Raw genomic sequence first — 22742 nt, 5'->3', positions numbered from 1 at the left:
CGCTCCGCGAACGGGCCGCACTCAAAGCGACGCGCCACCTACTTCGACAGCGCCTTCGATTTGTTGTACACGGTCCGGGCGCTGTATCCGTTCACCGCGGCCAAGATCGCGCCGATTGCACCCGCGATCAGGTAGAAGTTCTTCTTCTCGGCTGCCACCTTGTTCGAGTACACGAACGCACCGATGGCGAACGCCGCGGCCAAGACGGTCCAGACGACCGCGTTGGTGAGTTCCTTCTTGGCGGCTTCTTTCGGGTCGCTCGGTGGTGTGGCGGACATCGCGTTCCCTCGGGCAGCGGGAGAGGGGTGAACGGAACGAACAACCCCAGGCTACGGCCCGGGGTTGCATCGGAAAAGGGCGAGCGGTTTAGCCGTTGGACGCGGCGTTACCGTTCCCGCTGTTGTTGTTCAGCATCGGGAGCGGGATGATCGGGCGCAGCGAGCCGCCATCGGTGTTGGCTTCACCCTCACTATCACCCTCGCCACCGCACCCGTCGCGGACGACGCGCGGCTTCCGCCGGGCCATCCGTTCGTTGTCGTGCGGGATCAGCGCGGACTTGTCGCCCTGCAGCAAGCCGCTCACCCCGCGGGTGTTCGTCGGCTGGCCGTTGACGGCGGGCTTGTCTTCCGCTTGGTAGCGGATCAGCAGCCCCTCGTAGTTCCGCAGCACCACCGCGTCGTCGGACATCGAGACGAGATAGTTCGGCATCATCGGTATCTTCCCGCCGCCGTGCGGACTGTCGACCACATACGTCGGGATGCCGATACCGGACATGTGCCCGCGCAGCCCCTCCATGATCTCGAGCCCCTTCCACACGCTCGTGCGGAAGTGCCCGGCCCCGGTCACGGGGTCGCAGTGGAAGAGGTAGTACGGCCGGACCTTGGCCTTCAGCAGGTTCCGCAGGAGCGACCGCATGGTGCCGAGGTCGTCGTTGACGCCCTTGAGGAGCACCGAGTGGTTGTTGATCGGCATCCCGGCGCGCAACAGCGATCGGCACACGCGCATCGCTTCGGGCGTGACCTCGCGCGGGTGGTTGAAGTGCGTCTGGATGTAGACCTTTTCCGTCGAGCCGAGCAGGTCGATCAGTTCCGGGTCGTACAACCGTTGCGGGAGCGTGACGGGCACGCGGGTGCCGATGCGGATCACGTCGACGTGGTTGATGGCCTTCAGGTTTTCCAGGTAGAACCGGAGCTTGCCGACGGGCAGCGTGAGCGGGTCGCCCCCGGACACGACCACGTCGCGGATCTCGCGGTGCTCGCGGACGTACTGGATCATCCGCTCGTCGTCGGCACTCACGCCCTCCCAGCCGCCGCGCGTGAGCGTGGCGCGCTTGCGCGTGCAGTACCGACAGTACATGGTGCAGTTGGGGGTGGTAATCAGAAGCGCGCGGTCCGGGTAGCGGTGCGTGAGCCCGGGCACCGGGGAGTCCTTGTCCTCTTCGAGCGGGTCGTCGAGTTCGTACCCGGACGGGTTCTCCGCCTCGAGCGGCGACGGCACCGACTGGAGCCGGATCGGGTCGTTCGGGTCTTCCGGGTCGATGAGCGAGAAGTAGTACGGCGGGATGGCGAGTTTGTATTCGCCCTCCAAGCGCCCGAGCGCTTCGAGCTCGGCCGGGGAAAACGGGAGCAGGTTCCGCAGCTGGCGCACCGAGCGGATCGAGTTGTGCGTCTGCCAGCGCCAGTCGTCCCACTGGTCGGCGCTCACGTCTTTCCACATCGGGTGGCGCCGCGAGAGACTCGGGGGCTCTTCGTCCTCGAACCCGCTCACGGTCGGGAGGACCGCGTGCTCGACGAGCGGGTGTCGGGCGTCGGACTCGAACATACGCCGGTTAACCTCCACGGGTCCGCGAGTCCCGGGCCGGCACCACGCGGTGGCCGGCTCAACGGGTGCGGTCCGACCGGCGGTGTGCGCCGGAGCGAGAACGCTTTAAGAACGAATCGTAACGCGGGGACTGTGAAAAACAAGTTGCACGCCCGCCGATACTGCCCGGTTTCCGCGCTTTTTTCGCGCCACCATCACTACACCCCGGACGGTTCCGCGCGCCCGAGCCGGTACCCGACTCACATTTCCGGCGCGCCCGCGAGCAAATGCGGTTGACACCGCGGAATAGCACGCCCGCAAAACGTGGTCAAGAGAAAGCGCGCGCCGAGTTCCCATCTGAATGGTGCGCGCGTGGGTTCATTGGGTGGAGGCGCGACTCCGAATCGAGGCTCCACCCAATGAACCCACGCGCGTTTCTTGTGCGACGAGTTGGTGACGGCTCCGGCCCCGCGAACTTCATGGCCCGCTCCCGCGCCCTGCGCCGGTTCGCCTCCGACCAATCGAGGGCACCCCGTCACATGGGATCAAGGACGCCCCGATCTCGATGTGTTCCAGTACCTCGCGCGACTCCGCGGTGTCCGGAGCCGCGGTGAGAGCGAGCGATGTCAGGACGGCCGACGACATCCCGGTCACGGGGCGCGAATAAGGTCACGACTGCTACGGCAACAGGTTGCTCGGACGCGCCGGGTCGCGTGGGCCGTTGAGAAATGTTGCGAGCGCGGCAAGGCGCATCGCGAACTCGGCGCGGCGCGAGGTCCAGAGCTAATCTCGTTTCGGGATCGTCGTAGCGGGCTTGACGAGCCGCGACCGCAAGGGAGCGGGAGGCACTACCACTCTCTGCGGTCGCGGCTCGCTACAGGGCGCCCGAAACCGGACGTGCCTGATGACTCAAGGGGAAGTTTTGATCCGTCCCGCACCAAGCGCCCTACATGAGTGGCGGAAGGCGGACCTCGGACGAGTAACTACAGTCGTGGGATTTACGAAACGTGCTTGAGAGATGTGAGGCGCATTTTTCGGGGCGGGTGATTCGCGGTGGTCCCGGAAGTGGCCCGGGGCCACCGCGACGATCAGCGCCGGCCGATTACTTCTTGGGAGCGTTCTTGAGTTGGGGAAGGATCGCGGCGTCCGCGAACTTCTCCGGATCGGCCTCGAACTTCTTCTTGGCGGTGGCGTTCCAGAAGTAGACCTTCACGCCCTTGTATTCCGTGGACTCGTCCTTGCTGTTGACCACCTTGTCGCGGTACACGGGGCAGTACACCTGCTCGATCTTCCGCTTCGGCAGTTCCTTGCCCTTCAACTGCGGGAGCAGTTCCGGCAGCAGGTACGCTTCCGGTTCGGCCTTGAACTTTTTCAGGCACGTGTCGCAGCACAACTGGATCTTTACGCCCTTCCACTCGACGGTCTTGGCGTCGTCGCCGATCTCGTCCTTGGTCATGATCGGGCAGTTCACTTGCTTGGCGGGCGCGGCCTTTTCGTCGGAGCGCGACACGGGCGCGAGCGACAGGGCCACAACTAACGCGAGCATCGATCGCATGAACAGAACCTCGCAGGAAATGGTGCTGTGTTGAAACGGTGCGCTTCGGTCCTTCATTTCGCGGCACGGGCCAGAGGCTGGTGTAGCGTTTTCGCGGGCCAGAGGCCCGTGCCGCGAACGATGAAGCGCACCCGCTCAACAAAGCCAGGGGGTGGGACAGAACTAACGGCTGAGAACTTCGATCACCCGCTGGATCTCGACCGGCAGGCTCACGTCGCTCTCGGTCGGTAACCGCATCACGGTGAACGACAGGGCCTCCGGGTCGCTCGTCAACCAGTCGGCGTTGTGGAGCCCCTCGGTGAGGCGCTCGCGGTACTTGGTCTGCACGTTCTGGCGCGGCGCGACCGCGATCACGTCGCCGGGCTTCACGAGGTAACTGGCGATGTCCACCTTGCGCCCGTTAACGTGGAAGTGCCCGTGGTTGATCCCCTGGCGCGATTCCGGGCGCGTGCGGGCGAACCCCGCCCGGCGCACCACGTTGTCGAGCCGGCGCTCGCACAGCACCAGTAGCTCCGTTCCCGTGTTCTCCGGCGACTTGGTCGCGAGCTGGTAGAACCGGGCGAGCTGCCGCTCGTGTAACCCGTAATAGTGCTTGATCTTCTTTTTCTCGCGCATGGCGAGACCGTATTCGGACACCTTGCCCTTGCGCAGCCCGTGCATGCCGGGGCGGTACTCGCGGCGCTCCAGCGCTTTGACCGCGCCGTGCTTCTCGTATACGACCACGCCCAGCGCCCGGTTCACCTTTCCCTTGGGTCGCGTGAATCGACTCATCGGTCCGTCGCCTCAGTTTGTAGGAGTGAAGGTGCGCGGTTACTCGCCCACGTAGGGGAGCAGCCCCATGAACCGCGCGCGCTTGACCGCCACTGCGAGCGCCCGCTGCGCCGCGGCGGACAGCCCCGTGCGCTTGCGCGACATGAGCTTGCCCTGGGAGCTGATGAACCGCTTGATCCCCGACACGTCCTTGTAGTCGATGAACGCGGGCCGCGGCTCGTACCCCTTCGGGGCGAATGCCAGTTGCCGTTTGCCCTTCGATTTCACGACTTTCAGGCCGTTCGCGTTCGTCTTCGGGCGCGCCATGAGCGTGCTCCTTGAATAAAGGTTCGGAATACGAGTCGGTTAGTATATGAACTCACGTCTCGAAACAGTCGCCCTCGGCCGTGTCGCACCGGCGGCGCGTGATTTCGCGGAGCCGGTCGCGGAACCGCAGTGCCAGTTGCACCTCGCCGGCCTCCTCCGCGGCGCTCTGGAGCCGTTTGAGGCACGCCGGGCAACTCAGCGCCGCCGCGGGCACGTCCCGCACGACTTCGCACGCCTCCTCCGGGCGCCCCGCGTTCCCGAGCGCGTTGGCCAGGGCGACGCGGTACGGGACCGCGCCGGGGGCCAATTCGACCGCGGCCCGCAGGTGCGGCAGCCATTTTTCGATCGGCTTGTTCAATTTAGCGAGATAGTAGGCCATCCCGTAGTGGGCCGGGTGGTACCACGACCGCGCCCGCGCGAGCCGGCGGCACACTTTGAACGCCGACCGGTACGCCCCGAGTTTGCCCAGGAGCCGCGCCAGGTCGGGCAGCAGCGGCGTCGGGCACCGCTCCGGTTCGGCCAGGAAAAACAGCCCGGTTGCCGCGCTCTGGCGCTTCCCGGAGCACAAATACAAGTCGGCCAGTGCGAGCTGCGAGACCGGCGCGAGCGGCGCGATCATGCTCGCCCCCTCCAGCCCCTCGAGTGCGTCGACCGGGTCGCCCAGGTGGTACGCGGCCAGGCCGTACACCTGGAGCAGCCCCGGGTGGTTCTCGTCGCGCAGCAGGCCGGCGCGGGCGAGTTCGATCGCGCCGGTGAAGTCGTTCGCGTCGAGTTTTTCGGTCGCGGCCCGGTACAAGCAGTCGGCAGCAGTCATGGGTCCCTCGCAACGGTCGTTTCCAGAAGTTCTTCGCAGCGCGCCGGGGGCGGGTCGTCCGGCGCGGGTCGGTGCTGGTGAACCGCTGCGGGTACGCGGCTCGTGTCGATCGGGAGCGATAGTACGAACAGTGCGGCCAGGGCGACCGGTCCGGCGGCCGCGAGTGCCGCCAGCCACCGCGGGTTGTCGTCGCGGACCAGGTCCGTCGCGGTCACGGTGCGCCCTCCCCGTTACTTGCTCGGGAACTCCGTGACCAGGGTCGCGTAGTGCCGGGCCTCGTCGAACTTCTTGCCCCCGAGTTCGCCGGGCTTGGCGACCGAATCCTTGGCCCACGCACCGTACCGGCCCTTTGCCGGGTACGCTTGCGTCAGGCCGTCCTTATCGGTCTTCGCCTTGTCCTTTCCGCCGTCCGGCTTGATGACGGTGACTTCGGCGCCGGCGACCGGCTTGCCCGCGGAGAGGAACTTGAACTTCACGTCCGCCCCCGCCGCGACCGGGACGAGTTCGACCGGCAGCACCTTTTCGCCAAGAACGAGCTTGTCGGCGGCCACGGTTCCGATCACGGCCTTCGGGTGGTACGCGAGCAGGTACGGCTTCGCGTCGCCCTTTTGCATCACGCCGTAGGTGAGCGTGCCGAACACAACGCGCGGCCCGGTGCCGGGAACCTTCGCGCTCAGGTCGTGCTTGTTCGCCGTGTGCGCGACGGGCGCTTCAGCGCCCGCGCCGTCGCGGGACGTGAGCTTGAGGGTCGCCAACTTTTCGGTGCCGACGTTCTCGTCGGTGTCGAGGTCGTCGCTGAACACGACAACAGCCATTGTCGGGTCTTTCGGGTCGGGCACGACGAACACGAAGTGCGCGTGCGCGGTCAGAGCGGCGGCGGCAAAGAAGACCGCCGCGCCGGTGGTGCGGAACATTGGCATGACCTCGGGTAAAAAAGGAGAGCGCGGGTCGGGCGGGTAGACGGTCTACCCGCCCGACCTATCCGGCGGCGAGCCGCCGGAATTTTTGGGACCGCGGAGCGCGGCGTTCGATTTTTTTGCGCGTTACGGCTTGGCGGGCGCGGCGACCGGCGTGCCCTTCTCGGCGAGCTTCACGATCTCGATGGCCGCCACGTTCCCCTCGTCCGGGGACGCGCCGCCGATCAGGGCCACCGAGGTGGGGCCGAAGGGAACCATCCGGGCCACCATCCGCGGGGTTTCGGCCGCGCCGACCTTCTCCCACGAATCGCCCTTCTCGGTGAGCCGGTACACCGGACCCGCGACCGTGTTCACGATCACGCGCCCGTTGACCGTCGCGGCCGACGGGGAGAACGCCATCGCCTTCTTGCCCTCGGCGGGCAGCGCCGGGGCGGTGGACCACGTCTTGGTTTCCGCGTCGAAGACGTCGGTCGGCTTGCCGTCCGCGCCCAACCCGCCCAGCACGAACACCTTCGCACCGACCGCGGTGGCGGTGAGGGCGCGGCGCTGGAACGGCTGCGCGACCGATTCCCACTTCAGTTCCTTCGCGGTCAGGTCGAGGATCAGGGCCGTGGTGTGCCAAACGGACTTCTCGCCCTTGCCCTTCATTTGCCAACCGCCCACGACTACCAACTTGTCGCCCGCAACGGCGACGTCGTGCGACGACCGACCGGCCGGCAGCGCGGGCAGGTCTTCCCACTTGCCGCTCTTCGGGTCGAACCGCGCACAGTCTGCGAGCGAGTGGTTGTCGGACGGGTCGCCGGGCTTGTTCTTCGGCTGCATCCCGCCGACGCGGTACACCTTCCCGCCGTGGGCCACGAGGTTCAACCCCTGCGCCCGGGGGCCGCCAGGCAACTCTTCCCACGTGGTGCCGCCGTCGAGCTTCACGCGGTGGAACGTACCGAGAACGGATTCGGTGTCGTAGCTGTGGGTCTTCCCGGCGTGCCCGCCGTAGACGTACAGGTAGCCGTCGCACGCGGCCGCGCCGAAGCTGGCGACGGCCTTCGGGAGCGACGGCACCCCGGGCGCCTTCGCCGGCTCCGCGGCTCCCGAAGGCGCGGCCAGAGCCATAACTGCGAGGAAAGCGATTCGACTGCGCATCTTTTACGTGTCCTGGATGGATGTAAGGGGTGAGTCCGCGGGTACGTTAGGGGAGCGTTACGACCTCGCCGCCGTTACGGGTGCCGAGCGCGGCGAACGTGATCGGGTCGATCGAGTCACGGATGAACTGCACTGACCCGTCGGCCAGAACGAAGTGGGCACCGCTGCCGTGTTCGCTACGGAACGTGCCGTAATTGGCGCCGGCATAAACCCCGTCGTGCTTGTTGATCCCGCCCATCGTACCGGTCCAGTTGTAGAGGTACCCATAAGCCCACACCGGGCCGTAGGTTGATGGGACGCCGGCCGGCTTGAAATCGCACTCCCCGGCCAGGAACGTGTTCGAGGTACCGTCGCTGATCGTGGTGAGCGTGGTTTGGGAGTTCCCCCATTGGTCACGCTGGGAGGGGTCCACAGAGTATTTTCTGTTCCGGATCGGCACGATAACGCCGTCGCTTGCGAGCGCCGCGTATGACCCGTAGGTCGATTCGTAGCAGGTCGGGGTGCCCGCGGAGAACACGTAGCTGGACGGGGCGCGGTTCTCGGTACCGCTCCCGAGTGAACCACCCGAGGTGCCGCTCGGAGGGGCCATCGACGGGCAGGTAAAGGTCGGGATCGCCATCTGTTGCAGCATCGCGTTGGTGAAGCCGTCGCCGTCCGAATCGTCGGTGCTGTTGCGCGGGAGCTTCTGGTTCCACTTCTTGGCGACCGCGTCCTGCTCCAGGTACGGCAGGATCAGAATCCACCCGGTGACGTAGCTCGCGGTCTCCTCACGGGGCTGGTAGTACGACACCGCGTAGGGGAACTGGTTGTTCGCGTCGTGGTAGCCGTGCATCGCGAGCCCGATCTGCTTCATGTTGTTCGCACACTTGATGCGCGCCGCGGCCGCGCGCACCTTTTGCACTGCCGGCAACAGGAGCCCGATCAGGATCGCGATGATCGCGATGACGACCAGCAATTCAATGAGCGTGAAGGCGCTACGCCCGTGTGCTCCGGTGCGGGAACGCACGCGGGTGGTGGATTGAGCCCGGGGGAACAGGGTTGCGTGTGGGCGGCGCATAGCGCGGCACCCTCCTCGAGTGAGTGGGATGGCCGCGAGACGCGTCGCTGGACGTGGGTCGGTTCTCGATGGAACCGGATAGCCTGCGGAGGCTGAGCGACTCGCTTGAAATGCTCTTGTTGAGAACTAATCTCATCAAGGCATTGGAAATGGTACTTGGTTAGGACGAGATGTCAACGGAGCAATTTTCGATTTTGCCGCAGCAGGTTTGGATCAGGAGAGATCACGTCTCATTTCGATGCTGCTGCCTCTGGCGAGCTGATTTGCCTGCCTTCGGGACGGGCGCGGTTGTACAACGCCATCGCGGGCTGGCGGGCACGAACGTGAAGCCCGCGCTGCGCGGAGGAGGCACCATGAAGTCTCACACCGAGTACCTGACGCTCAACATTCCCTCGAAGATGGCCTTCGTGAACATCACGCCGCAGGTCGAGGAGGCCATTCGCAAAAGTGGGGTGAAAGAGGGGCTGGTGCTCTGCAACTCGATGCACATCACGTCCAGCGTGTTCATCAACGACGATGAACGCGGGCTGCACCGCGACTTCGGCGTGTGGCTGGAAGAACTGGCGCCCTTCAACCCGGACCCGAACCACTACCACCACAACCGCACCGGCGAGGATAATGCCGACGCCCACCTGAAACGGCAGATCATGGGTCGGGAGGTGGTGGTCGCCATCACGAAGGGCAAACTCGACTTCGGTCCGTGGGAGCAAATCTTCTACGGCGAGTTCGACGGCAGCCGCCCGAAGCGCTTGCTGGTGAAGATCATCGGGGAGTAAGCCGAGGAGATAGCCATGTTCGATCGGGTTGCCGCAGAGGACCGGCTGTATTGCATCTCCAAGAAACAGATCGCTCAGTTCCTCAATGGGGTCGAACAAGACAACGTTTATGGGTTCGGGTTCTTCTGTGACGGCTACGACGGGACGGTTTTGCTTGTGGCAAACACGGAACAATACCACCTGAGCAACTTCCTTGAATACGAGGCCCGGTTTGGCGCCACCGACTCGGAATTCTTCAGATGGGACGTAGGTAACTGGAAGTATCCTGCGGGTCTTTTTTCGTCGTCTTCTACCGAGCAAAGCGAATTCGAGGACGCCTGGAAGGAGCATCGAGAACCATTGTCTCAAACTGAAAACGAAGCCAAACAAGAGATACTCGAAGATATCTGTTTCAAGGTGCTGAAAAGGCTGGTTCAAGAAAGGACGTTTTCGGGTATCCCCGGTGTGAAGGGCGTTACGGTTCTCGGTCCACTCGCCCTTCAAGAGAGCGTACTTGAAAAGAAGAAAAGTCTCGACCGCCTCTTGCAGTGAAACGAAGAACGGCGCGAACAGTAACGTGAAGACCGAGCAAGTTTTCTGGGTTGTGACCGCCGTCGTCGAAGGGCTCCGCCTTCACCACCTGTTGCGGATACGTGGTTAGCCACAACTCCCAGCGGCCCGGGTTGACGAGTGCGCGTGTTCTCCGACAATTCGCTCACCGACCTAATTCGTCCCACGAGGGCACCATGCTTCGCTACGCGCTCTTCTCGCTGATCGCACTCGCGGTCGGCGTTGGTCCCGTCAGTGCCGCGCCCGAAGAGGCCCGGCTGCTCCGGTTCCCCGCCATTCACGGCGACCAGATCGTCTTCACCTACGCGGGCGACCTCTACACGGTGCCTGCCAGTGGCGGGACCGCCCGGCGCCTTACATCACACCCCGGGTTCGAGATGTTCCCGCGGTTCTCGCCCGACGGCACGCAGGTCGCGTTCACCGGGCAGTACGACGGCAACACGGAAGTGTTCGTCGTCCCCGCGGCGGGCGGCGAACCGAAGCGGCTCACTTACACCGCGACGCTCGGGCGCGACGAAGTGTCCGACCGCATGGGGCCGAACAACATCGTGATGGGCTGGACCCCGGACGGGAAGAACGTCCTGTTCCGCTCGCGGATGCGGTCGTTCAACGACTTCATCGGTCAACTCTATACCGTGCCCGCGGAGGGCGGACTGGCCGAAGAACTGCCGCTCCCGCGGGGCGGGTTCGCGAGCTACTCGGCCGACGGGAAGAAGCTCGTTTACAACCGCATCTTCCGCGAGTTCCGCACCTGGAAGCGCTACCGCGGCGGCATGGCCGACGACGTGTGGCTGTACGACTTCGAGACGAAGAAGACCGAGCAGCTCACGGACGACCCGGCGCAGGACATCATCCCGATGTTCGTCGGCGACAAGGTGTACTTCATTTCCGATCGCGGCAAGGACATGCGGTACAACCTGTACTCCATCGACCCGGCCACCAAGAAACTCGACCGGCACACCGAGTTCACGGAGTTCGACATCAAGTTCCCGTCCGCGAGCAAGGACGCGATCGTCTTCGAGAACGGCGGGTACATTTGCCGCTTCGATGTGAAGACCGGGAAGACCGCGAAGGTACCAGTGCAGATCCAGGAAGACCGGCTCGGCACGCGCGGCGCGCTGACCGATGTGAGCAAGAGCGTTACCGCGTTCGAGATCTCGAACGACGGCAAGCGCGCCATGTTCGCCGCACGCGGTGACATCTTCACCGTGCCGGCGGGGGAGGGCGTCACGCGCAACCTCACGCACTCGCCCGGCGCACACGAGCGGAACCCGATCTGGTCGCCCGACGGCAAGAGCGTGGCCTTCATCTCTGACGCGACCGGCGAGGACGAGATCCACGTCGGCCCGGCGGACGGCAGCGCGCCCGCGAAGCCCGTCACGAGCGGTGCGGACACCTACAAGTACGAGCTGCTCTGGTCGCCGGACTCGAAGAAGATCCTGTGGGGCGACAAGAAGCTCCGGCTCCAGTTCGTGGAGGTGGAAACGAAGAAGGTGACGCTCGTGAACCAGTCGAAGGTATGGGAGATCCGCGACTTCGTGTGGGCACCGGACTCGAAGTGGGTCGCGTTCGGGAGCCAGGAAGTCGACACGCTCAACAAGGTTCACCTGTACTCGCTCGAATCGGGCAAAACGACGCCGGTCACCGACGGCTGGTACTCCTCCGGCTCGCCCGCGTTCAGTGCGGACGGCAAGTACCTGTTCTTCGTATCCGCGCGCGACTTCAACCCGGTTTACAGCCAGACGGAATGGAACCACTCGTATCGCGATATGTCACGCATCTACTTCGTGACGCTCGCGAAGGCGACGCCGAACCCGCTGCGCCCGAAGCTCGACGACGATGCCGAACCGAAGAAGAAAGACGAGAAGGACAAAAAGGACGAGAAGAAGGACGGCCCGCCGGAGGTGAAGGTCGATCTGGACGGCCTCGCGGGGCGCATCGTCGCGATCCCCGGCCCCGCAGGGAACTACTCCAACCTGAAGGCCGCCGGCACGTCGCTGTACTACCAGCGCAGTTCGGTCCGCGAACCGTCCGCGTTCCTCGTGTTCGATCTCGCCTCGAAGAAGGAGAGCAACCTCGGAACCGTGGGTGGGTACGAGATCTCGGCCGACGGCAAGAAGATGCTCGTTCAGAAGGACGGCAAGTACGGCATCATCGACTTGCCGAAGGGACCGGTCGCCATTGGCGATGCCCTGAACCTCTCCGGGTTGGAAGTGACGCTCGATCGCCGGGCGGAGTGGAAGCAGATGTTCCACGAGTGCTGGCGGCAGATGCGCGACTTCTTCTACGATCCGGGGCTGCACGGCGTCGATTGGGTCGCGGTGCGGAAGAAGTACGAACCGCTGGTCGAACACGTCGGCCACCGCGCGGACCTCACGTACATCATCGGCGAGATGATTAGTGAGCTGAACGCCGGGCACGCTTACATCGGCGGCGGCGAACTGCCCGAGGTGCGGAAGATTCAACAGGGCTTGCTCGGCGCGGAATTCAAGCGCGACGCGGACACCGGGTTCTTCCAGATCACGCGCGTTTTGCCGGGCGAGAACTGGGTCACCAAGCGCCGGTCGCCGCTCACGGAAGTGGGCGTGAACGTGAGCGCGAAGGAGTGGATCGTTGCCGTCAACGGCCGGGCGACGAGCGAGGTGAAGAACATCAACGAACTGCTCGTGAACACTGCGGGCAAGCCGGTGGTGCTCTCGGTGAACACGAAACCGGCGGCGGACGGCGCGCGGCGCGTGGTCGTGACCCCCACGGCGGACGAAGCCGACCTGTACTACTACGCCTGGGTGCAGGGGAACATCAAGAAGGTGTCCGACGCGACCGAGGGCAAGGTGGGGTACATTCACGTGCCCGACATGCAGCAAACCGGCCTCAACGAGTTCGCCAAACACTACTACCCGCAGCTCAAGAAGCAGGCGCTCATTATTGACGTGCGCGGGAACGGCGGCGGGAACGTGTCGCCGATGCTGATCGAGCGCTTGCGGCGCGAACCGGCGATGATCGGCATCGCCCGCAACGCGGAACCAACCATCGACCCGAACGGCACGTTCGTCGGACCGATGACGTGCCTGCTGAACGAGTTCTCCGCGTCGGACGGCGACATCTTCTCGTACCGGTTCCGGCACTACAAACTCGGGCCGCTCATCGGCAAGCGGAGTTGGGGCGGGGTGGTCGGCATCCGCGGGGCTCTGCCGCTCCTCGACGGCGGATCGCTGAGCAAGCCCGAGTTCTCGCGTTACGATTTGGGCGGCAAGGAGTGGATCATGGAGAACGTCGGTGTGTCGCCCGACATCATGGTGGACAACGACCCGGCGAAGGAGTTCGCGGGCGACGACCAGCAGTTGAACAAGGGCATCGAAGTGCTGCTGGCGGAACTGAAGAAGAACCCGCCGAAGGCGATCACTACGCCGCCGTACCCGAAGCGGTAGTGTGGTTCGTTTGCGGGAGCCGGCGCGGGTCGCCGGCTCCCGCGCTTAAAGTCGGCGCGAATATCAGTTGCAGCGCTCCTCTCGTCGGCCGTATCCTCACACGTCAAGCCTCTCCGCAGACGTTCCCAGCCCGGAGCAACTCGTGACCGCACTCCGATTCCCGGCCCTCGCCGGTGTTCTTCTTGTCGCGCTTCTCGGGATCACGCGCCCGCAACCCGTCGTTGCCGATGTGCCCGCGCCGGCCGGGTTCGCGGCGTTCGCGGACGATTACTACGCGGCCCTGTTCGCGTGGGACCCGAACCAGGCGACCTACGCCGGTATCCACGATTTCGACGACAAACTGGCGGACCTGACCGCCCGAATGATTGCGCGCCGGGCCGAGGCGCTCAAAGACTTCCACGCGCGCCTGAAGACCCTCCGCGCCGGTAAATTGACTCCCGCCGAAGCCATCGACGCCGAAACGCTCGATCACGCGATTCGCGCCGAGCTTCTGGAGATCGAAACGGTGCGCGACTGGAGGCGGAACCCGGTCACGTACCTGGGCAAACCGGCCGAGGGGATCGACATGCTAATGAAGCGGTCGTTCGCGCCGCCCGCGGACCGGCTCAAGGCGGTCATCGGGCGCTTGAAAGCCGCTCCGCGCCTTCTTGCAGCGATGAAAACGAACGTGGACAACCCGCCGAAGGAGTTCACCGATCTGGGCGTTATCGTTGCGAAGGGCTCGGTCAGCTTCTTCCGGAACGATCTGCTCGCGTGGGCCAAAACTGCGGCGGGTAAGGACGAGAAGCTGTTCGCCGAGTTCGAGGCCGCCAACAAACCTGTAGTCGAAGCGTTCGAGTCCGCGGCGAAGTGGATCGAAACGGACCTGCTCCCGAAGTCGAAGGGGAAGTACGCGATCGGGGCCGATGCGTTCGTGAAGAAGCTCGAAACCGAGGAGATGCTCGATGTTCCGCTCGACAAACTGCTCGCCATCGGCGAAGCCAACCTCAAGCGCGACCAGGAAGCGTTCGTCGCCACCGCGAAGAAGATCGACCCGAAACGGACGCCCGCCGAGGTGCTCGCAACGCTGAACGAGGACCACCCGAAGCCGGAGGATCTGGTCGGCGCGACGCGCGGGACCATCGAACGCACCCGGAAGTTCCTCATCGACAAGAAGATCGTGACGGTACCGTCGGAAGTGCGGCCGACGATCGCAGAGACGCCCGCGTTCATGCGCACGGGCGGGTTCGCGTCAATGGACACGCCCGGCGCGTATGAGACGAAGGCGACCGAGGCGTTCTACTACGTGACCCCGCCGGAAACGGAATGGGAGGCGCGCCGGAAGGTCGAGCACATGCGGCAGTTCAACAAGACGGGGATGGACATCATCACGATTCACGAGGCGTTCCCCGGGCACTACCTCCAGTTCCTCTACGCGAAGCTGTACCCGACGAAGGTGCGGAAGCTGTACACGTGCGGCACGAACGTCGAGGGGTGGGCGCACTACGCGGAGCAGATGATCGTGGAGGAGGGCTACGGCGACGGCGACCCGAAGGTGCGGCTCGCGCAACTGAACGAAGCACTCCTGCGCGACTGCCGGTACATCGTCGGCATCAAACTGCACACGGAGGGCTGGACCGTGGAGCAAGGAAAGAAGTTCTTCGTGGAGCAGGGGTACATCGAGCCGGAAACCGCGTTCCAGGAGGCACGCCGCGGAACGTACAACCCGACGTACCTCTATTACACGCTGGGCAAGCTCCAGATCTACAAGTTGCGCGACGACTACAAGAAGGCGAAGGGCGCGGACTTCCGCCTGCAGACGTTCCACGACGAGTTCGTGCGCCAGGGCGGGTTGCCGATCAAGCTGATTCGCAAGATCATGCTCCCCGGTGACACCGGCCCGACGCTCTGAGGCCGAATCGTTCCGCTGAGATTGTGCTAACGGTGCTGGGGAGCGTGCGGTGTGCCCGGAGCGGGCGCGGGACAAGTGCTCGGCGTGCGGCCGTCCGCTCGAGGCCAAACTGCCAATGACCAGTGAGCGGTGCCCGCGCGGTAAGTGGGAAGCGGTCCACGGATAGGGATCAGGCGAGGAACCAGATGCCGCGGCGTTCCACGAGCTTATTGCTTGCCACCAGTTCGTGGATGGCTTTTAAGTACCGGACGCATGCATCCTGGTCAATAAACGGGTCGATGCGCCGACTACCGATCAACAACCCATAACCGAGGTGGTGATCGACGTCGACCTTTTGGGCGTTCGCACCGAGGACGCCTAGTAACTCCAGGATCTCGGACTTTTCGGTTTCCACGACGGGCATTGCTGCTCCTTGAGGTGAGGCAAGAACCAAATCCACCTTACACCTCCCCCCGACATAGGATAATTGTCGCCACGTTAGAATGAGAGAAATTTCCATAACTAGTCTGATTAACATTGTTTGCGTCAGCTAGTGAAGCGTCTAGAACCGTACCGCCACGGTCCGCCGGATTTCGGCCACTCTGTTCACGCTAGTAGCTCTACGCGAAGCAGTACCCGACGAAGGTGCGGAAGCTGTACACGTGCGGCACGAACGTCGAGGGGTGGGCGCACTACGCGGAAGTGCGGTTACGTCGGCCACGCAGCGCCCGGCGCACCGAACCGTGTGCCCGCTGGGAAAATCAGGCCGAACCGCTCCGCGAGCACGCCCAAGAGGTGTTCGGGGTCGGTGATCTCGAACCGTTCGAGTACCTCGGTTCCGCGGCGGTGCGTGAACTCGCGGTTGAGGACCGAGACCCGCGTCCCGTCCGGGCGCGCGAGCGCGGCAAGCAGGTTCTGGCGGAACTTCGAGTTCTTGTGGGTGCTGGTCCACCAGTTGCCCACCTCGCGGTCGATCTCGGGCATCTCTTCGAGCGTGAACTCGTACACGTCCGCCCACACTTCGCCCAGTTTCGCCTGGTGGAAGTACCGCGGCGCCGGATCTCGTTCCTCGCGGACGATGCGCCGCGTCTCGTGCGGGGTCGGTTGTTCGGTGTCGAGTTGGTCGATCCGCAGCGGGGTCGTCGGCGTCAGCCCGCCGAGCCCCACGTCCGCCAGCCACGAGCCCCCTTCCGCCTCGACACGCAGGAACAGGTGCGTCCGCGGCGGAGTGTCTTCGCGGGTCGCCTTGATCCGCACCCGCGCGGACAGCGGCCGGGCCGCGAACCCGAGGGCGCTCAGCGCGCCGAGGAGCAGCGAGTTCTGCTCGAAGCAGTAGCCACCGCGGCGCGCGGCAACGAGTTTGCGCTCGACGGCGGACGGCTCCAGCCGGATCTCCCGACCCAGGAGCACGTCGAGGTTCTCGAACGGGATCGAGCAGGCGTGCGCGAGAACGATGTCTCGCAGAACGGGGAGCGTCGGGGTTCGCGGCCCGGCGTAGCCGATGCGAGAGAGGTAAGCATCGAGGTTCATGGGAGTAGCGATACCAGAGGTTCAGAAGTTGGTGAAACGCGCTCGACGTCGCGCGGCCAAGGCCCTCGCACAACGCCGACGGCGACCGTCGGCCGCCCCGTCCGAAGTTCAAAGCGCATCACTGCCTCTGATTTCTACCCGCTGTCCCCGGTTTTCTGTCCTCGCTTCGGGCCTCCAGGTGCCTTTTTGTGATCTTGGTATCTCCTATATCTGATCCGCGTTATCTGTGTTCATCTGTGGTTCTGCTCTCGGCATCCCCAACAGGTGCTTGCTGATGAAACTGGTCTACACGCGCCGGTACAACATCGGGTTCCTCGGGCTGGAGCGCCTGCACCCGTTCGATTCGCGGAAATACGGTCGCGCGTGGAAAGCGATTGGGCACGAGGTCCGGCACTTGCGGAACCGCGCGTGGGTGGGGGTTCCGCGCCCGGCGTCCGTCATGGATCTCAGCGCGGTCCACGACCCGGCCTACCTGAAGCGCCTCGGCGATCCGCTCGAATTGTCGTGGGCGCTGGAACTGCCCTTCATCCGAAAGCTGCCCGTGTGGGCGGTATGGCGGGTGGTTTTGCGACCCATGCGGTGGGCCGTGGCGGGTTCGCTCGTGGCCGCGCGCGAGGCGCTCACCGCCGGGATCGCGGTCAACCTCTCGGGCGGGTACCATCACGCCAAGCCGGACCGCGGGGAAGGATTCTGCGTGTTTAACGACATCGCGTATCTGGTTCACGGGTTGCGCGCCGAGGGGCGCCTGACCGCGACCGACCGCATCGCGTATGTGGACCTCGATGCCCACCAGGGCAACGGCGTCAGTCACCACTTCCGTGCGGACCATCAGGTGTTCATGTTCGATGCGTTCAATCCCCACATTTATCCCGCCCACGACCGGGACGCCCGCGCCCGGATCGATTGCCCGATTCCCCTACCCGCCCGGTGCGCGGGGGCGGAGTACCTGCACCTCGTGGCGCGCTCGCTACCGGGCTTCCTCGACGCGATCGGGCGCAACGCGCGCGTCGGGCTGGCGGTGTACAACGCGGGCACCGACGTGTTCACGGGCGACGCCCTCGGCGGGTTGCACCTGTCGGCCGGGGACGTGCTCGCGCGCGACCTCTACGTGATCGAGCAACTCCGGGCACGGGGCATCCCGGTCGTGATGCTGTTGAGCGGCGGGTACAGCCGAGAGAGCTACCGGCTCGTGGCGAACACGGTGGTCGAACTGCTCCGGCGCTATGGGAATCCAAAGGTGCCGACGGATTCGTGACCGCGCTTCGACCGCGGCACAAGCAGAAGGCCACGCCCCGGCGCGCCAGCTCCGATTGTGGCCGCCCATGATTTCGGAGCCAAACGGTGTCCGAACCGAGACAGGGTGGCCGCGAAGTTAGCGCGCCCTGTAAATCGCTCTTATCAGTATTTTTGGAATCTTCACTTTCATTTGACTCACCGGAATTCTCAACTACGGTTCGGCAGAGTGACCTGCCGTCACGGGCACAGTATTCAGGCGAGACCATAAAAGAACGGCTCCCACGGGTCGCGCCACTAATCTTCACCCGCCCGCGATTCACCGATCCACTCCTACTGGACTCTCCCACACACGGCGGCCGAACTGCTGCCCACACCACCGAGAAAATAGATGAGTCAGTCGCTATCGCCCAAGCGTCTGTCGTTCGAGCACCTCGAAGACCGCTTGACCCCGACCTTCGGCATCCCCTGGTTCGACGGGTCGAGTCTGACCCTCAGCTTCGTGCCGGACGGCACCGACATCTCCGGCACGCAGAGCAACCTGTTCTCCCTGATGAACGCGACCGCGTCGCAGCCGCAGTGGCAGCGGGAGATCCTCCGGGCGTACCAGACCTGGGCCGTTGAAGCGAACCTCAACATCGGGCTCGTCGCCGACGGCGGGCAGGCGATGGGGATCGCCGGGGCGCCCCAGGAAGACATCCGGTTCGGCGACATCCGGATCGGCGCGCGGGCGCTCTCGGCGCCCGGCAGCGCGAACTCCACGATGGCGAACGCGGCCGGGTTCGACTACGACACCCGCACGTGGGCCGGCGACTTCATCTTCAACAGCCTGTACCAGTTCGGGATCGGCTCCTCGTACCAGGGCGACCTGTTCTCCGTCGCGCTGCACGAGGCCGGGCACTCGTTCGGGCTGGCCGACCAGAACACCGACCCCACGTCGGCACTGTTCAACTCGTACCAGGGCCTCTGGTCCGGGCTGTCGGGCGCCGACACCGCGGCGCTGCGGGCGCTGTACGGCGCGCGGCGGGACGACCAGTTCGAGGGGCCGTCCGGCAACGAGACGCTCGCGACCGCGTACAATCTGGGGGGGCAGACCGCGGTGTCCGCGGACGTCACCCGGATCGGCGACGCGGACGTCTATAAGTTCACCACCCCGGCCTTCGGGTCCACCGGGCTGACGATCAACCTCCAGGCCGCGGGCATCAGCCTGCTGACCGGCAAGGTGACCGTGTACGACGCCCAGGGGAACGCGGTCGCGAGCGCGTCCACCACGGACGTGCTGAACAACAACCTGTCGATCACCCTCCCGAACTATAAGGCGGGCACGACCTACTACGTCAAGGTCCAGGGCTCGGGCTCGGACGTGTTCTCGGTCGGGTCTTACGTGCTCCGGCTGAACTACGCGGGCGGCGCCCCGAGCGGGAACGTCCCCAGTTCCTACTACGGCAACTTCGAGTACCCCGCTACCAACAACAACACGCTCGCCACGGCGACGACCCTCGCCCCGGTCCGCACGACGAGCGCGAACTCGTTCTACCTGCAGGGCTCGATCTCCGGTTCGTCGGACGTGGACTGGTACAAGATCACCCCGACCCTCGCGACCCCGTTCACCGGCACCCTGTTCCTCGGAACGATGACGGCCACCAACGGGCTGCTCCCGTCGGTCACGGTGTACAACGCGAGCGGCCAACTGCTCCCCACCACCGTGACCCTGAACGAGGGCGGGGCGTACTCGATCCAGCTCGCGAACGCGACCACCGGCACGACGTACTTCATCCGCGTGGCGGCGTCGGCCGCGGCCGGCAGCTCCGCGTCGGGAACCTACACCCTGGGCGCCACGCTCGCGCCCGTCGCCCCGACCACCTACACCCATGTCACGGCGGACACCCTTACGGCACCCGAAGCCGTTCAGTACACCACGATGGACGTGGCGGGCGACCGGCTCACGCAGTTCGCGCTGACCGCGACGGGCGGCTCCGCGACGGCCCTGACCGCGGTGCGCATGACCATCTACGACGCGACCGGGCACGCGGTGTTCACCACCGTGGCCCGCGCCGGCCAGCCGCTCTCGACCGGGGCCGTGTGGCTCGTGTCCGGGTCGTACTCGGTGGTGTTCAACGCGGCCACACAGGACGGCTCCGCTCTCCAGTCGCTGGGGCTGGTGCTGTCGGCGCGGACGCTGAGCGACCCGCTCGACCCGATCATCGTGAACCCGACCGTCCCGCCGCCCCCGCCCCTGGCCCCGATCACCACGCCCACGCCCACCCCGACGCCCCCGCCCACGCTGCCGGTCATCCCGCCGGTCACCAACCCGTTCGCGCCGTAACGCCGTAACACTCCCGGTTCGGGCCGGTCTACGGCCCCGGTGCGCCCACGCATTCTCCGACTGTCTTACGTTCGAGCTGTTTCGCCCAGAATCCCCCCACAGCCCGTAGCGAGTTGGTACATGATCGCGGAACTAATCCCGACCGAGAACTCGGTCCAAACGTTTCGGACCCCCAGTACGATCCCGGCCCGCGGTGCCAATAAAGCCGCCTGCCTGGTCTACATCTACCCGACCGGCCCGGACATGGGCACCCGGTACGCGCTCGGGGCCGAGCCCGCGTTCATCGGGCGCGCCGACGACTGCGCGGTCCGCAACACCGACGCATCGGTCTCCCGGTACCACGCGAAGATCGTCCGCGGGGACGACGGCGAGTACGTCGTCACCGACCTGGGCAGCACGAACGGCACGTTCGTGAACAACCAGCAGAAGCGCGAGAGCGGGCTGCGCGACGGCGACTACTTGCGGATCGGTAACTGCATTTACCGGTTCCTCGGCGGCGGGAACCTGGAAGCCGAGTACCACGAGGAGATCTACCGGCTCACCGTTCTGGACGGGCTGACCCAGGTCCACAACCGCCGGTACCTGACCGAATTCCTGGACCGCGAGATCGCCCGCAGCACGCGCCACACCCGACCGCTCGCGCTGCTCATGCTCGACATCGATCACTTCAAGTCGATCAACGACCGGTTCGGGCACCTCGTGGGCGACCTGACGCTGCGCGAGCTGTGTACCCGCGTGAAGGCCGTGATCCGGCAGGACGAGTTGCTCGCCCGGTACGGGGGCGAAGAGTTCGCCGTGGTGCTGCCCGAGTCCGATCTCGCGAAGGCGAAGATCGTTGCGGAGCGCATCCGGGACGTGATGAGCCGGCCCCCGTTCTCGTTCAACGGCGTGACCTACTCGGTCACCGTCAGCATCGGCGCGGCCGTGACCCTGCCCGCCGACCCGCTGCTCCCGAGCGACCTCGTCGCCCGTGCCGACAAGAACTTGTACCAGGCGAAGGAAACCGGCCGCAACCGCGTCGTCGCGGGGTGATGTGGCCGGGGTCGAGTGGTGCGCGGGCGCACTGCGTTCTGGATTATTCTTCTCTTCGACTCATGGCACCGACATTCCTGTCTGTGCCTCCTCAATAGGTCACCTTAATACAGGCCAGAACGTTGCAGAGGCCCTCCGCCCTGCCCGTTATTGCACGCGCATTCGCGCTTGCATCGGGCACTGGATCGACCATGCTGGGAGCGTGGAGGGTGAACGATGACCGAAGCGGAATGGCTGATCTGTTCCGATACCTACACGGACTCGATGCTCGCATTCGCGCGCGATGCGAGTGAGCGAAAGACCCGCTTATTCACGTGCGCGTGCGTCCGCGCGGGCTGGCGCCAACTCGTCGACGAGAGGAGCCGGTTCGCGGTGGAGCAGGCCGAGCGCTTCGCCGATCAGTTAATCGACGAGCTAGAACTGGATCGAGCCGGTTCCGCGGCTCAACTCGCGAGCGAAGAATTGGACCGGGCCGCGCCCCATCCCGTTGACGTCGCTGCTCTGGGGACGCTGGCGCCGCAGAAGCGGTGCGCGGCCGCGATATTAGCATGCACGACAGCGAGGCCCGAATCTCACTTCTTTCGAGGCGGTGGCCCCTCCGGTTACGTTAGTGATATCGCCACTATCGCGAGTCGCTTCACGAATGTAACGTGCCTCCTCCGCGACATCTTCGGCAACCCCTTTCGCCCCGTGACGTTCTCCCCTTCGTGGCGCACCTCCACCACTCTCGCGCTGGCGGCGCAGATGTACGAATCGCGCGACTTCGGCGCGATGCCGATCCTGGCCGACGCGCTCCAGGACGCGGGCTGTGATAGCGCCGACATCCTGAACCACTGCCGCGGTGAAGGGCCGCACGTGCGCGGGTGCTGGGTCGTGGATCTGGTGCTCGGCAAGGAGTGATACAAGCCGCGGTCGGGAACCGTGTAAGAGACCACGTGCATTCCGATGTTGCCCCGGATCTGAAGCCCTCCCGTTTGGAGTCGGGTATCATTGCTGCGACACGGTCCCAAGGGCGCCCGATGACGGCGAGCGAATTGAAAGTCGGTGACCGGATCAGAATCACGGGAGTTCCGGGCGACGGGATACCGGGTTATCAGATCCATGCGGAGACGGTGCGGGTTTACAAAAAGCTGGTCGCCCGGGGGCGGGCGGTTCGTATTTACGAGATCGATGAATACGGCGCGCCCTGGTTCGCCTGTCGGTTTCGCACGAAAAACAAGAAGTGGGAGCACCACTTTCTTGCGGTGTACGACACGGATACCAACTGGGTTCCCGTGATCCGAAGAAGAGACAGACCTTCAGATAAGAAGTCAGGGATTTAGTCTCGTTTCGAGACCGTCGTAGCGGCTTATCACGAGCCGTGATCGCCAGGGAGCGGGGCTTCCCGTGCGTGGGACCGTGTCGACAAGCCGGGTGCCCCTCCCGCTCCCTGGCGGTCGCGGCTCGTTATAAGTCGGGTGTGCCTCTCGCTCCCTTGCGATCGCAGCTCGCTGTAAGGGAATCGAAACCGGGTATCGAGCCACAGCAATTGAAACTGAATTCGCTCATCGGTCATTGACAATTGTCTGTCGCGCGAGTGAATCATAGCAGAGTAGAATAACGCCCCCGCCGCCCGGTCGTCGCTCCTCAACGCCGACC

At 64.9% G+C, this 22742-nt stretch carries 21 protein-coding genes; 9 read left to right on the top strand and 12 right to left on the bottom strand.

The window, feature by feature from the left end:
• Positions 1–38: 38 nt before the first annotated feature.
• The 10 genes from J8F10_RS12330 to J8F10_RS12285 form a co-directional block, all read right to left on the bottom strand.
• Positions 39–278: a hypothetical protein gene (locus tag J8F10_RS12330; RefSeq protein WP_210654106.1), complete on the bottom strand. Its 240-nt coding sequence runs from the start codon at positions 276–278 to the stop codon at positions 39–41.
• An 88-nt stretch (positions 279–366) separates the two neighbouring features.
• The gene (locus J8F10_RS12325) at positions 367–1821 is read right to left on the bottom strand and encodes a KamA family radical SAM protein (RefSeq protein WP_210654105.1); all 1455 of its coding nucleotides are present in this window, start codon (positions 1819–1821) and stop codon (positions 367–369) included.
• Positions 1822–2902: 1081 nt separating this feature from the next.
• On the bottom strand, positions 2903–3355 hold the full coding sequence (locus tag J8F10_RS12320; protein WP_246523214.1) for a hypothetical protein: 453 nt from the start codon (positions 3353–3355) through the stop codon (positions 2903–2905).
• Positions 3356–3517: 162 nt separating this feature from the next.
• On the bottom strand, positions 3518–4126 hold the full coding sequence (rpsD, locus tag J8F10_RS12315) for a 30S ribosomal protein S4 (RefSeq protein WP_210654104.1): 609 nt from the start codon (positions 4124–4126) through the stop codon (positions 3518–3520).
• Between the two features lie 39 nt (positions 4127–4165).
• Positions 4166–4432 (bottom strand): 30S ribosomal protein S18, encoded by a 267-nt coding sequence (rpsR, locus tag J8F10_RS12310; protein ID WP_210654103.1) that lies wholly within the window; start codon positions 4430–4432, stop codon positions 4166–4168.
• 52 nt (positions 4433–4484) lie between these two features.
• Positions 4485–5246 (bottom strand): tetratricopeptide repeat protein, encoded by a 762-nt coding sequence (locus J8F10_RS12305; protein ID WP_210654102.1) that lies wholly within the window; start codon positions 5244–5246, stop codon positions 4485–4487.
• Positions 5243–5461, bottom strand: a complete 219-nt coding sequence (locus tag J8F10_RS12300) for a hypothetical protein (protein WP_210654101.1) — start codon at positions 5459–5461, stop codon at positions 5243–5245. Before J8F10_RS12300 ends, J8F10_RS12305 begins: the two co-directional genes overlap by 4 nt.
• Positions 5462–5476: 15 nt before the next feature.
• Positions 5477–6160, bottom strand: a complete 684-nt coding sequence (locus J8F10_RS12295; RefSeq protein WP_210654100.1) for a DUF4198 domain-containing protein — start codon at positions 6158–6160, stop codon at positions 5477–5479.
• A 129-nt stretch (positions 6161–6289) separates the two neighbouring features.
• Positions 6290–7303: a Kelch repeat-containing protein gene (locus J8F10_RS12290; RefSeq protein WP_210654099.1), complete on the bottom strand. Its 1014-nt coding sequence runs from the start codon at positions 7301–7303 to the stop codon at positions 6290–6292.
• A 46-nt stretch (positions 7304–7349) separates the two neighbouring features.
• Positions 7350–8360, bottom strand: coding sequence for a DUF1559 domain-containing protein (locus J8F10_RS12285; protein ID WP_210654098.1), 1011 nt, complete (start codon positions 8358–8360; stop codon positions 7350–7352).
• Positions 8361–8713: 353 nt separating this feature from the next.
• Between J8F10_RS12285 and J8F10_RS12280 the strand changes: the two genes are divergently transcribed.
• The 4 genes from J8F10_RS12280 (at position 8714) to J8F10_RS12265 (ending at position 15004) form a co-directional block, all read left to right on the top strand.
• Complete coding sequence (locus J8F10_RS12280; RefSeq protein WP_210654097.1) at positions 8714–9136, top strand: secondary thiamine-phosphate synthase enzyme YjbQ; 423 nt, start codon at positions 8714–8716, stop codon at positions 9134–9136.
• 15 nt (positions 9137–9151) lie between these two features.
• Positions 9152–9667, top strand: a complete 516-nt coding sequence (locus J8F10_RS12275; RefSeq protein WP_210654096.1) for a DUF4303 domain-containing protein — start codon at positions 9152–9154, stop codon at positions 9665–9667.
• Positions 9668–9861: 194 nt separating this feature from the next.
• Positions 9862–13113 (top strand): S41 family peptidase, encoded by a 3252-nt coding sequence (locus J8F10_RS12270; RefSeq protein WP_210654095.1) that lies wholly within the window; start codon positions 9862–9864, stop codon positions 13111–13113.
• 142 nt (positions 13114–13255) lie between these two features.
• On the top strand, positions 13256–15004 hold the full coding sequence (locus J8F10_RS12265) for a DUF885 domain-containing protein (RefSeq protein WP_315854108.1): 1749 nt from the start codon (positions 13256–13258) through the stop codon (positions 15002–15004).
• A 169-nt stretch (positions 15005–15173) separates the two neighbouring features.
• Here J8F10_RS12265 and J8F10_RS12260 read toward each other — a convergent pair whose 3' ends face one another.
• Together J8F10_RS12260 and J8F10_RS12255 are read right to left on the bottom strand one after the other, a co-directional pair.
• Complete coding sequence (locus J8F10_RS12260) at positions 15174–15407, bottom strand: hypothetical protein (protein WP_210654094.1); 234 nt, start codon at positions 15405–15407, stop codon at positions 15174–15176.
• A 284-nt stretch (positions 15408–15691) separates the two neighbouring features.
• The gene (locus tag J8F10_RS12255; protein WP_210654093.1) at positions 15692–16513 is read right to left on the bottom strand and encodes an arylamine N-acetyltransferase family protein; all 822 of its coding nucleotides are present in this window, start codon (positions 16511–16513) and stop codon (positions 15692–15694) included.
• Between the two features lie 274 nt (positions 16514–16787).
• Here J8F10_RS12255 and J8F10_RS12250 point away from each other — a divergent pair, with 274 nt between their 5' ends.
• From J8F10_RS12250 to J8F10_RS12230, 5 genes are all read left to right on the top strand, one after another.
• Positions 16788–17768, top strand: a complete 981-nt coding sequence (locus J8F10_RS12250; RefSeq protein ID WP_210654092.1) for a histone deacetylase family protein — start codon at positions 16788–16790, stop codon at positions 17766–17768.
• Between the two features lie 369 nt (positions 17769–18137).
• On the top strand, positions 18138–20072 hold the full coding sequence (locus tag J8F10_RS12245) for a matrixin family metalloprotease (protein WP_210654091.1): 1935 nt from the start codon (positions 18138–18140) through the stop codon (positions 20070–20072).
• 120 nt (positions 20073–20192) lie between these two features.
• Positions 20193–21104, top strand: coding sequence for a GGDEF domain-containing protein (locus tag J8F10_RS12240; protein ID WP_246523210.1), 912 nt, complete (start codon positions 20193–20195; stop codon positions 21102–21104).
• A 216-nt stretch (positions 21105–21320) separates the two neighbouring features.
• Positions 21321–22004 carry a hypothetical protein gene (locus J8F10_RS38745; RefSeq protein WP_246523204.1) on the top strand — a complete coding sequence of 228 codons (684 nt, stop codon included), beginning with the start codon at positions 21321–21323 and terminating at the stop codon, positions 22002–22004.
• A gap of 119 nt (positions 22005–22123) precedes the next feature.
• Positions 22124–22426, top strand: coding sequence for a hypothetical protein (locus tag J8F10_RS12230; protein ID WP_210654090.1), 303 nt, complete (start codon positions 22124–22126; stop codon positions 22424–22426).
• The last annotated feature ends 316 nt before the right edge of the window (positions 22427–22742 follow it).

The sequence above is a fragment of the Gemmata palustris genome (assembly GCF_017939745.1).
GTDB classification, from domain to species: Bacteria; Planctomycetota; Planctomycetia; order Gemmatales; family Gemmataceae; genus Gemmata; species Gemmata palustris.
Note: the sequence above shows the minus strand (reverse complement) of the source record. Positions and strands in the feature narration are given on the sequence as shown.

Bases quoted from the DNA above. Each gene is read 5' to 3' on its own strand.
- J8F10_RS12330 (WP_210654106.1), bottom strand. From the start codon at position 278: ATGTCCGCCACACCACCGAGCGACCCGAAAGAAGCCGCCAAGAAGGAA.
- J8F10_RS12325 (WP_210654105.1), bottom strand. From the start codon at position 1,821: ATGTTCGAGTCCGACGCCCGACACCCGCTCGTCGAGCACGCGGTCCTC.
- J8F10_RS12320 (WP_246523214.1), bottom strand. From the start codon at position 3,355: ATGCGATCGATGCTCGCGTTAGTTGTGGCCCTGTCGCTCGCGCCCGTG.
- rpsD (WP_210654104.1), bottom strand. From the start codon at position 4,126: ATGAGTCGATTCACGCGACCCAAGGGAAAGGTGAACCGGGCGCTGGGC.
- rpsR (WP_210654103.1), bottom strand. From the start codon at position 4,432: ATGGCGCGCCCGAAGACGAACGCGAACGGCCTGAAAGTCGTGAAATCG.
- J8F10_RS12305 (WP_210654102.1), bottom strand. From the start codon at position 5,246: ATGACTGCTGCCGACTGCTTGTACCGGGCCGCGACCGAAAAACTCGAC.
- J8F10_RS12295 (WP_210654100.1), bottom strand. From the start codon at position 6,160: ATGTTCCGCACCACCGGCGCGGCGGTCTTCTTTGCCGCCGCCGCTCTG.
- J8F10_RS12290 (WP_210654099.1), bottom strand. From the start codon at position 7,303: ATGCGCAGTCGAATCGCTTTCCTCGCAGTTATGGCTCTGGCCGCGCCT.
- J8F10_RS12285 (WP_210654098.1), bottom strand. From the start codon at position 8,360: ATGCGCCGCCCACACGCAACCCTGTTCCCCCGGGCTCAATCCACCACC.
- J8F10_RS12280 (WP_210654097.1), top strand. From the start codon at position 8,714: ATGAAGTCTCACACCGAGTACCTGACGCTCAACATTCCCTCGAAGATG.
- J8F10_RS12275 (WP_210654096.1), top strand. From the start codon at position 9,152: ATGTTCGATCGGGTTGCCGCAGAGGACCGGCTGTATTGCATCTCCAAG.
- J8F10_RS12270 (WP_210654095.1), top strand. From the start codon at position 9,862: ATGCTTCGCTACGCGCTCTTCTCGCTGATCGCACTCGCGGTCGGCGTT.
- J8F10_RS12260 (WP_210654094.1), bottom strand. From the start codon at position 15,407: ATGCCCGTCGTGGAAACCGAAAAGTCCGAGATCCTGGAGTTACTAGGC.
- J8F10_RS12255 (WP_210654093.1), bottom strand. From the start codon at position 16,513: ATGAACCTCGATGCTTACCTCTCTCGCATCGGCTACGCCGGGCCGCGA.
- J8F10_RS12250 (WP_210654092.1), top strand. From the start codon at position 16,788: ATGAAACTGGTCTACACGCGCCGGTACAACATCGGGTTCCTCGGGCTG.
- J8F10_RS12245 (WP_210654091.1), top strand. From the start codon at position 18,138: ATGAGTCAGTCGCTATCGCCCAAGCGTCTGTCGTTCGAGCACCTCGAA.
- J8F10_RS12240 (WP_246523210.1), top strand. From the start codon at position 20,193: ATGATCGCGGAACTAATCCCGACCGAGAACTCGGTCCAAACGTTTCGG.
- J8F10_RS38745 (WP_246523204.1), top strand. From the start codon at position 21,321: ATGACCGAAGCGGAATGGCTGATCTGTTCCGATACCTACACGGACTCG.
- J8F10_RS12230 (WP_210654090.1), top strand. From the start codon at position 22,124: ATGACGGCGAGCGAATTGAAAGTCGGTGACCGGATCAGAATCACGGGA.